Genomic DNA, 7,448 nt, shown 5'->3' with positions numbered 1-7,448 from the left:
AAGAGACAGGGCTGATTCGCCTCATGCGCCGGCGGGGCTGGGTGGCCTCATGCGCCGGCCGGGCTGGGTTCGCCTCAAACGCCGGCGAGGCTGATTCGCCTCATGCGCCGGCGGGGCTGGGTGGCCTCAAGTGCCGGCCGGGCTGGATTGGGCCCGGCCGGCGTTGGGTGTTGGGGTGGTCTTGGGTGTCGGCCGGGCTGAGGGGGGCGGCGTCGGTTGGGGGTGGGGTGGGTCAGGGGAGGGTTTTGGTGAGCCAGCGGAAGACGTCGGGGACCATTCGGCGCCAGACGTCGGTGCCGTGGCCGCCGCCGGAGATTTCGGCGAGGGTTATCGCGGTGGGGGGCTTGGCCGCTGCCTTGAGGGCTTGGGCGTCGCCGTAGCCGTCGCCCTTTTCGCCGGCGAGGTAGAGGGAGGTCTTGGGCGGCTGGGGGGCGTTCTTGAGGATGGTGAGGGGGTTGGCGGAGACGCGCAGGGCCGGGTCCTTCGAGGTGACCGAGTCGGCTTCGCCCTTGGGGTCGTTGTAGCCGGACAGGCTCACGCCCGCGCCGTAGCGGTCGGGGTGCAGCAGGGCCATCCGGACCGCGCAGTGGCCGCCGGCGGAGTAGCCCGCGATGGCCCAGTGCTTGGGGTCGGACTCGGCGCGGAAGTTGTCGATCACCATGCGCCGTACGTCGCCGGAGATCCAGGTGTCCGCGTTGGCCTTGCCCGGCACGTCCGCGCAGCCGGTGTCCTCGTTGCCCGCGAGCAGCTTGGTCCGCGGCGAGACCAGGATGAACGGCGCCACCTCGCCCTTGGTCATCAGGCTCTTGAGCTGGCTGTTGACGTCCAGCGTGCCGAACCAGGCCTTGGCCGAACCCGGGTAGCCGGGCAGCAGTTCGACCACGGGGAACTTCTTGTCCGCGAACGCCGGGTCCTTGTACTGCGGCGGCAGCCACACGTAGACCTCGGCCTCGACGGCCGACTGCGGGCCCTTGAGCGTGGTCTGCTGGACGCCGTCGCCCATCTTGCCGTCCGACGCGGGCTCGAACTTGCTGGTCAGCTTGTGCTCGGGCGCCGGCGGCGGCGCCGGCTCGCGGGCCTCGGTCACGTGGCTGCCGCCGGTGCCCAGGAAGTCGTCCCAGGTGTCGTAGAGGCTGTTCGCGTTGTTGACCATCACGAAGACCATCAGGATGGCCGTGGCCTGGCAGGTGACCAGCATGAACAGCCGGGCGACGGCTCTGACCGGCTTCGGTCCGGGAATGCGGTTCCAGGCGACCATGGCCAGTGCGAGCGCCGCGATGGCGAGCACGATGGTCGTTATATAGAAGGGAGTACCGGTCAGGCTCACTGTGGTCTTCCAGGGGGATTCAGCGACGGTCCGGACACGGTCAGTCGGCGGTGGGCGGGGACATGTGCCGGCCGAGCCAGCCGAGCAGGTCCGGGAGCATCTTCTTGAAATGCGACGTGAGGTGCCTGCCGGCGGGTTGCTCGTAGTACTCGATGCGTACCGGCGGCGCGGCCTTCGCGACGAACGCCTTGACCAGCCGCACCTCGGCCGCATCCCCGCCGCCCGCGGTCGCGAGCACGTCGATGTCGGCCTTGCCCGCCGCGATCAGCTTCTCCGGGCTGTTGGCCAGCCGTTCGGCCTCGTAGCCCTTCCACAGTGGGGAGTCCGGGTTGAAGTAGCCGTCGATCGGCACGGCGACCTTGAACCGATCCGGGTGCTGCAGGGCGAGCTTGACGCTGCAGAACGCGCCGGTGGACGCGCCCATCACGCCCCAACCGGCGGGATCACGCAGCGTGCGGAAGTTGGCCTTGACCAGGTCGGGGATGTCCTGCGACATCCAGGTGCCCATCTTGGGCTGCCCCGGGATGTCACTGCATTCGAGGCTGCGCTTCTCGTCCTTCTCCAGGTTCTGCACCGGCATCACCATGATGAACGGATGGCTGGTGCCGGCCCGGGACTGGCGGACGGCCTCCTGCTGGATCGGCAACTGGTTGTCGGTCCAGGTGTTGTAGCCGTTGCTCTGGCCGCCGGCGTAGAGCGTGAGCACCGGGAAGCCGTGCTTCGCGAACGCCGGGTCGTTGTACTCCGGGGGCAGCCACACCCACACCTTGCCGGTGACACCCGACTTGGGACCGGTGTACGAGGTCATCAGGATCGGCCCGACCGAGGTGGTCGTGGCGGTCGTGAAGTTCGTGGCGGGGCCGGTCGGCGCGACCACCTTGCTCGGCGCGGTGGGCTTGGCGGGTGGGCTCGCCGCGGTGCCGGAGTGTGTCGGCGCCGCCGTGGACTTGGCGTTTTCGGCCGTCGTATCGCCCGGCGAGCCACACGCGGCTGCGGTCACCGCGACGAGTACGGCACCGAGCAGCGCCGTCGCTCGACGGCGGCGTGCGGAAAGGGGGTTCAAGGGAAGAGCTCCGGCAGGCGTCAGGGGGTGCTGTTGACAAAAACGACCTTAACCGGACATCGAAACGGTCACTCGACGGCTCTGTAACAGCCGTCCATCGATCGGCGGGACGAAAACAGCGTTTTCGTGATTTTACCGTGACCGGGTCACCCTTTCGGTCGAGCCACGAGTGACATTCGGCGGCGGCGAGGGTACCGGCGAGAACGCCGTCGGCCGAAGACAGGAGTCGCCCCTTGTCCCTCACCGCACCCGTTCCGCGGCCCCCCTCTCCCGAGTCGAGTCCGGGTTCGAGGTCGGGGCCGATTCCGCGTACGCACGGACTTCGTGCGACGGTCGTGGTGGCCGTCGTGATGATGTTCGTGATCGCGATTCCCTATCTGCTCAACCGCTCCCTCGTCGGTGCCGCGCCGGTGCGCGCCGGCCAGGTGGTCACGCTGGGCACCTTCCGCTACCGGCCGGCGCTCGACTGGCAGATCGATCGGGGCGCCTCGCAGCGCGATCTGGTCAGTGTGTTGGTCAAGGGCGCGACCACCTATCGGCTGACGCCGCTGGGTCGGCAGTCGTCGGCGGTGGGCGCGTTCAAGGCGGCGGCGCGTCGTTACGAGGCGACCGGGCACGGGCGGATCGGTGGCGATCCGGCCTCGGTGAGCACCGCGCGCGGGCTGACCGGGCTGGTCGCGCCGATCAGCGGAAACACCGTGGCCGGCACGCTCACCGTGCTGGTCGCCGGCGGCCAGGGCCTGGGGATCTCGCTCACCGCCCGGCACACCGCGCCGCTCACCGCGGAGATCGCCGACGACGTGGTGACCATGCTGGACTCGGTGGAGGTGGTCGACTCGTGAGCGTCGCTCCGCTGACCGATCGCCGGGGCCGTCGAGACGCGGGCAGCATCGTGCAGCCCACACGCGCGGCCTTTTGGCTGTACCCGATCGTGCTCGGGCTCGGCGCCGCGAGCGTGGTGCCCAACTTCATCCGGCTGTCCTCGGCCGCGCCCTCCGGCGCGATCGTCCTGAGCGTGGTGGTCCACACGTTGTGGCTGATCCCGGCGCTCGCGGTGATCACCCACCTGGACCTGTTCGAGCGCGAGCCGCCGGCGTTCTGCGTGGCCGCGGTGCTCTGGGGCGGCGTGGTGGCGACCGGTTTCGCGCTTGTGGCCAACGACAACGTGCTCAGCTATCTGGCCAAGCTGGACCCGAAGTTCGCCACCGACTGGGGCGCCTCGATCTCGGCGCCGGTGGTCGAGGAGACGCTCAAGCTGCTCGGCGTGGTGGTGCTGATCCTGATCAACCGCCGGGTCTTCGAGAGTGTGCTCGACGGATTCGTCTTCGGTGCGCTGGTCGGTCTCGGATTCCAGGTGGTCGAGAACATCATGTACGCGCTGAACGCCGCGATCCAGGCGGGCGAGACCTGGACCGGCGGGATCATGGCCAGCTTCTTCGTGCGTGCCGTCGTCAACGGGTTGTGGAGCCACGCGGCGTTCACCGCGATGACCGGCGCGGGCGCGGCGTACGTGCTGGTCGGCGTGCGGCGGCCGCTCGCGGTTCGGCTCGCGGCGGCCGGCGCGCTGTACACGGTGGCGTGGGGCCTGCACTTCGTGAACAACTCGCCGCTGCCGGAGATCGTGCTGGGGCGCACCGACTGGTACCTGACCATCGTGCAGATCGTGCTCAACGGGCTGGTCGTGCTCGCCGTCGCGAGCTTCGTCTACCGGTGCGCGGCCCGGCAGGAGTATCGCTGGTTCGCGCAGGCGGTCGGCGACGAGCCGGAGCTGTTGCCGCTGCGCGAACTCGCCGCGCTCGCCTCGAACAAGACCCGCAAGATGGCGGTGGAGGCGGCCCGGCGCGAACACGGCCGCAAGGCGGCCTGGGCGCAGAGCCGATTGCAGCGCGCCCAGTTGGGCTATGGCGTCGCGCTGGCCCGCTCCGCCGATCCGGCCACCGACCCCGGGGTGGCCCGCTGGCACCGCCGGATCGACCGGGCGCGGGCCCAGGTGCGGGCCGCCGACACGGAACCGCCCGAGTCGCCGGGCGCGCCGACGCAGCACGCGAGGGTGCGTTCCGAGTTGCCGGAAGTGCCGTAGTCGCCGGTCGTGGGCGGCCTCGACGGGCCTGGGCGGGGAGGCGGCCGGTCCGGTCGGCTCCGGGGCGGCGCCGGCGCGGCGGCCCGGAGTCGATCCGGATGCGGTCGGTCAGCGACAGGTGCGCGAGTCCGGCGCGGTACGCCGGTTCGCCTGTCGGGGCCATTCGGTGTCCTGCGCCCACGCGCTCTCTTCGAGATCGGTGAGCCGGTCCTGGCGCAGCAGGTCCCTGGGTGCGGTGCTGAGGTCACGACGACCGAGCGAACGCGCCACCAGGAGCACGGTCAGGCCGAGCAGACACACGGACACGGCGAGCACGACGAGTCCATCCACGGTGCTCCTCCCTACCTATGCCTATCTATAGGGCAGTTGCCCCTCCATCGTCGCGTGCGAAGCCGACATTGTGAACCCGAGCCGGATGAACACCGGGCGACATGTCGGGTCGCGTCGTCACCGGGCATCCGGGGACTCGGTGTCGGCCATGATCCGGCGTTGTCGCTCGGTTCCCGTATCGAAGAACGCGTCCAGGTACTCGGTTGGTTCCAGGGGACTGTCCCGGGCCAGCGAGAAGACCTCCATGCCGTGTCCGACCTGCGCGTCGAACAGCCGGAACGCCTGTGCGAGACCCAGGTATTCGGCGTCGTTCACATCGCGGGCGTATTCGAGCGCGTCGGCCTCGGCCAGTGCGATGGCCTCGGCGAGGCTGCCGGCGTGCCACAACGTGATGCGTTCCTCGTAGATGTCCGGCTGATGATGGAACAGGCAGCGGACGGAGTGCCAGGCGGGATCCTCGGTGTGTGTCGGGGTGTCAGACGATTCGGTCACGCGGCCGAGTGTGCCGGCGCCCGGTCACGGGTTCGGCACGGTTGCCCTTCGGGAGCGGTACGCCGGCGCTCGCGCCGGTGTGGGCCCATCACGCGTTCGCGCCGCACGCCCTCGGACACCCCGCCCGCCGTCCACGTCCTCGGGGCGAAATGAATTGGGCGGGCGCCGACGGCCCGGTGACAATGGCCGGGTGAGCACACCGATCGAGGCGATGGACCGCAATCTCGCCGAGCACGCCTGTCACCTGCATCGGGTGACCCCCGGGATGCGGGTATACGAGGACGATCATGTGCTCGTCGCGGACAGCGGCCTGACGCACGACACGTACAACATCGTCGCGGGCGCGCGGCTGACCGAACGCACGGTGGGGCCGGCCGTCGAGCGCACGGTGCACCGGGTCGCGGCGACCGGGCGGCCGTTCTCGTGGTGGGTCACCCAGGGGTCGCGGCCGACGGATCTGGCCGAGCGCCTGGTGGCGTACGGCCTGCCGGTCGCCGAGCAGGAGGTGGCGATGTGGACGCGGTGGAGTCGGAGCACCGGTGCCGAGATCGTGCCGCCGGACGGGTTCCGGATCGAGCGGGTGCGCACGCGCGCCGGGCTGCTCGACTTCGCCGAGGTGCTCGCCGCGCTCTGGACACCGTCCGCGCGGGACGTCGTACGGTTCGCCGAACTGACCGCACAGGCCGCGCTCGAATCCGCCGCGCGCTACCTGGTGGGATATGCGCACGGGCGGCCGGTGGCCACCGCCGAGGTGTTCCTGCACGCCGGCGTCGCGGGTGTGTACAACATCGCGACGCTCGCCGCGCATCGCCGGCGCGGGTACGGCGCGGCCCTGACCCGGGCCGCGTTGGACGCGGCGGTCGACGAGGGCCATCCCGTCGCGGTGTTGCAGGCCTCGGCGGTGGGTGAGCCCGTGTACCGGAAGCTGGGCTTCGAGGTACTCGGGCCGGTCACCGAGCATGCGATCGCGCGTTCCGACGGCGGGTCGAACGCGGGGGTCGGGCAGGCTACTTGAGCAGCTCCGGGTGCAGCGCCTCGACCATCCGGCGCATGCCGTCCCGCCAGTTCACGGTGGTGCGGCCGGTGATCGCGTGCATCCGGGTCAGGTCCAGCGTGACCGAGTCGATGGTTGCGTCGGTGGGGTTGAACTCGGGCGTGACGCCGGTGAGTTCGGCCAGGTAGCCGCACCACTCCTCGATGCTCACCGGGTCGCTGCCACCCCAGTTGACAGTGCACACCTCGGGCGTGGCCGCCGCGAGCAGCGCGGGGAGCGTGCCGGCGATGTCGTCCACGTGGATCGGGTGGTAGATGCTCGGCGCGTTGGTGTGCACGTCGATCGGGGCGCCGCCGAGCATCATCTCCAGGTGGATCCCGGGCCAGCCGCCGTTGTCGCCGTACGGGACCGACAGGCGCGCGATCGTGGTCGGCAGCGCGAAGCGGCGCGCACCCCAGCGGGCGGCGCCCTCGGCCGCGATCTTGCAGATGCTGTACGTCTCCAGGAACGACCACACGCCGTGGTTGTCGCCCAGGGACGCGCTCTCGGCGAGCTCCTTGTGGCCGGCGGGCTGGTACACGGCCGTGGAGGAGCAGTGCAGGAACGCGCGCGCGGCCTGGTGGTGTTCCATCAGGGACAGGACGCCGCCGGCGTTGGCGTCCAGGTCGATGTTCCAGTCGCCGTTCTTGGCAACGGCGAAGTTGATCACGTAGTCGGCGTCGGCGGGAAGTGCCGCGACGTCGCCGGCGGCGAGGTCGATCTTGACGCAGGTGACGCCTGCGGCCTCCAGGCGGGCTCGGGCCTCGTCGTCCTGGAAGCGGGCCGCGCCGTATACGTCGTTGTCGCGGGCGAGGATCTTGGCGACCGGTTCGGCGACTTGGCCGGTGGCTCCGGTGACGACGATTTTGGCGCCGGTCAGGGGCGGTGTCATGGGTCCTCCGTGCAGTTCGCTGCGCTTTGCTTGTGGGATGGGTTCGGTGGCGTTCGGGTTTTTGTCCTCAGGCGCCGGACGGGCTGGATTGGCCTGGGTCGGTTGTCCTCAAACGCCGGACGGGCTGTGGGGGGTGGGTGGGTCGGGGTGTCCTGCGGACGGCCTTTCCTAAAGCGCCCCAACGGCGGGAGGGGGTGGGGGTAGGGTTGTAAGGAGGGTTTTTGGTGATTC

Annotated in this window: 8 protein-coding genes; 3 read left to right on the top strand and 5 right to left on the bottom strand. The window is 70.2% G+C overall.

The features are described 5' to 3' along the window. Window positions 1-232: 232 nt before the first annotated feature. Together ACFXMF_RS45725 and ACFXMF_RS45720 are read right to left on the bottom strand one after the other, a co-directional pair. On the bottom strand, window positions 233-1,327 hold the full coding sequence (locus tag ACFXMF_RS45725; RefSeq protein ID WP_360319615.1) for an alpha/beta hydrolase-fold protein: 1,095 nt from the start codon (window positions 1,325-1,327) through the stop codon (window positions 233-235). A 40-nt stretch (window positions 1,328-1,367) separates the two neighbouring features. Then, complete coding sequence (locus tag ACFXMF_RS45720; RefSeq protein WP_360319617.1) at window positions 1,368-2,390, bottom strand: alpha/beta hydrolase-fold protein; 1,023 nt, start codon at window positions 2,388-2,390, stop codon at window positions 1,368-1,370. Between the two features lie 347 nt (window positions 2,391-2,737). Between ACFXMF_RS45720 and ACFXMF_RS45715 the strand changes: the two genes are divergently transcribed. Then, window positions 2,738-3,232, top strand: coding sequence for a hypothetical protein (locus tag ACFXMF_RS45715; protein WP_379990434.1), 495 nt, complete (start codon window positions 2,738-2,740; stop codon window positions 3,230-3,232). Then, window positions 3,229-4,470: a PrsW family intramembrane metalloprotease gene (locus ACFXMF_RS45710; protein ID WP_379990435.1), complete on the top strand. Its 1,242-nt coding sequence runs from the start codon at window positions 3,229-3,231 to the stop codon at window positions 4,468-4,470. Before ACFXMF_RS45715 ends, ACFXMF_RS45710 begins: the two co-directional genes overlap by 4 nt. A 108-nt stretch (window positions 4,471-4,578) precedes the next feature. Here ACFXMF_RS45710 and ACFXMF_RS45705 read toward each other — a convergent pair whose 3' ends face one another. Continuing rightward, entirely contained in the window at window positions 4,579-4,800 is a 222-nt protein-coding gene (locus ACFXMF_RS45705; protein ID WP_360319623.1) for a hypothetical protein, read from the bottom strand. Between the two features lie 117 nt (window positions 4,801-4,917). Further along, window positions 4,918-5,292 (bottom strand): hypothetical protein, encoded by a 375-nt coding sequence (locus ACFXMF_RS45700; protein ID WP_360319625.1) that lies wholly within the window; start codon window positions 5,290-5,292, stop codon window positions 4,918-4,920. 211 nt (window positions 5,293-5,503) lie between these two features. Between ACFXMF_RS45700 and ACFXMF_RS45695 the strand changes: the two genes are divergently transcribed. Further along, the gene (locus ACFXMF_RS45695) at window positions 5,504-6,307 is read left to right on the top strand and encodes a GNAT family N-acetyltransferase (RefSeq protein ID WP_360319715.1); all 804 of its coding nucleotides are present in this window, start codon (window positions 5,504-5,506) and stop codon (window positions 6,305-6,307) included. On the opposite strand, the gene ACFXMF_RS45690 is transcribed toward ACFXMF_RS45695, so the two are convergent. Then, a complete protein-coding gene (locus ACFXMF_RS45690; RefSeq protein WP_379990436.1) occupies window positions 6,300-7,217 on the bottom strand; it encodes an NAD-dependent epimerase/dehydratase family protein in 918 nt (305 codons plus the stop codon). The genes ACFXMF_RS45695 and ACFXMF_RS45690 overlap by 8 nt on opposite strands. Window positions 7,218-7,448: the final 231 nt, after the last annotated feature.

Source organism: Embleya sp. NPDC059213 (genome assembly GCF_042754445.1).
Classification (GTDB): domain Bacteria; phylum Actinomycetota; class Actinomycetes; order Streptomycetales; family Streptomycetaceae; genus Embleya.
This window is presented reverse-complemented; position numbering and strand designations above follow the sequence as displayed.